Annotated in this window: 1 protein-coding gene; it reads left to right on the top strand. The window is 73.8% G+C overall.

Translation table 11 applies throughout. The annotated features are described in order from the left end of the window. Positions 1 to 132 precede the first annotated feature (132 nt). Positions 133 to 1,728, top strand: a complete 1,596-nt coding sequence (locus ACFV6I_RS39485) for a glycerol-3-phosphate dehydrogenase/oxidase (RefSeq protein WP_063350189.1) — start codon at positions 133 to 135, stop codon at positions 1,726 to 1,728. Positions 1,729 to 1,822 lie beyond the last annotated feature (94 nt).

Below are 1,822 nucleotides of genomic sequence, written 5' to 3' on the forward strand. Positions count from 1 at the left end.
GCTGTTCCGGCAGCGGGTGTCGCCGCGTTTCACCGGCCCGCCGCACCGGGCCGACCGGCCTCTCAGCAGAGGCCGCACCGCACACGAGAGGAGTAACGGCGCCGCCTGACCCGCGCGCCGTACACAACCACCATGGCAACCATCCCGACCCTGGGCGCCGAGCGCACCGCCGGCCGCACCGCCTCCCGCGCCGAGACCCGTGAGCTGCTCGGCAAGGCCACCTACGACCTGCTGGTGATCGGGGGCGGCATCCTCGGCACGGCCGTCGCCTGGACCGCCTCCCAGGCCGGACTCAAGGTCGCCATGGTCGACGGCGGCGACTTCGCCGGCGCCACCTCCAGCGCCTCCTCCAAGCTCGTCCACGGCGGTCTGCGCTACCTGCAGACCGGCGCGGTCAAGCTCGTCGCCGAGAACCACAAGGAGCGCCGCGCGCTCGCCACCGACGTCGCGCCGCACCTGGTCAACCCGCTGACCTTCTTCGTGCCGGTCTACAAGGGCGGCCCGCACAGCGCGCCCAAGCTCGGCGCCGGCGTCTTCCTGTACTCCGCGCTGTCCGCCTTCCGCGACGGCATGGGCCGGGTCTCCACCGCCGCGCACGCCGCCCAGCAGGTGCCCGCGCTGCGCACCGAGGGCCTGCGCTCGGTGGCCGTCTACGGCGACCACCAGATGAACGACTCGCGCGTCGCCGTGATGACCGTGCGCGCCGCCGTCGACGCCGGCGCCGTGGTGCTCAACCACGCCGAGGTCACCGGCCTGCGCTTCACCGGCGGCCGGGTCACCGGCGCCGAGCTGCGCGACCGCCTGGACGGCACCGAGTTCGGCATCGACGCCCGCCTGGTGCTCAACGCCACCGGCCCGTGGGTGGACCACCTGCGCAAGATGGAGGACGCCGGCGCCGCGCCGTCGATCCGCCTCTCCAAGGGCGCCCACGTGGTGGTCAAGCGCCGGGCGCCGTGGCGCGCCGCGCTGACCATCCCGATCGACAAGTACCGCGTCTCCTTCGCCATCCCGTGGGAGGACCACGTCCTGCTCGGCACCACCGACGAGGAGTACACCGGCGACCCGAAGGACGTCCGGGCCACCGAGGCGGACATCGACCAGATCATGGGCGAGGCCGCGCACGCCATCCGCGACGAGCACCTCGACCGCGACCTGATCACCTACTCCTTCGCCGGCCTGCGGGTGCTGCCCGGCGGCCCGGGCGACACCGCCGCCGCCAAGCGCGAGACGGTCGTCACCGAGGGCAAGGGCGGCATGCTGTCGGTCGCCGGCGGCAAGTGGACCACCTACCGCCACATCGGCCGCACCGTGCTGGAGAAGCTGGCGCACGTGCCCGGCACCAGCCTCGGCGAGGACATGTCCCCGATCGCGGCGACCGTGCCGCTGCCGGGTGTCGGCGCGCCGAACGCCGTCGCGCACCGGCTGCTGATCGACCGCGACCCGGGCTCCCGGATGGAGCCGCTGGTGGCCAAGCACCTGGCCAGCCACTACGGCACGCTGTCCTTCGAGATCGCCCGCATGATCGACGAGAACCCGGAGCTGGGCCGGCCGATCCATGAGGACGGCCCGGACGTCTGGGCGCAGGTCGCCTACGCGGCCGACAGCGAGTGGGCGTACACGGCGGACGACGTGCTGCGGCGCCGCACCACGATGACCGTGCGCGGGCTGGACACGCCGGAGATCCGGGACGAGGTCGAGGCCTTCCTCGCGAAGCGCGGAACCAAGTAGGCACAGCCTCGCGAAGCGCGGAACGAAGTAGGCACAGCCAGCTAGGCACAGCCTCGGGCGGGGGGGGGGGGCGGGGCGGGGGCGCGCCGCGCCC

Source organism: Kitasatospora sp. NPDC059803, assembly GCF_042732255.1.
GTDB lineage: Bacteria > Actinomycetota > Actinomycetes > Streptomycetales > Streptomycetaceae > Kitasatospora.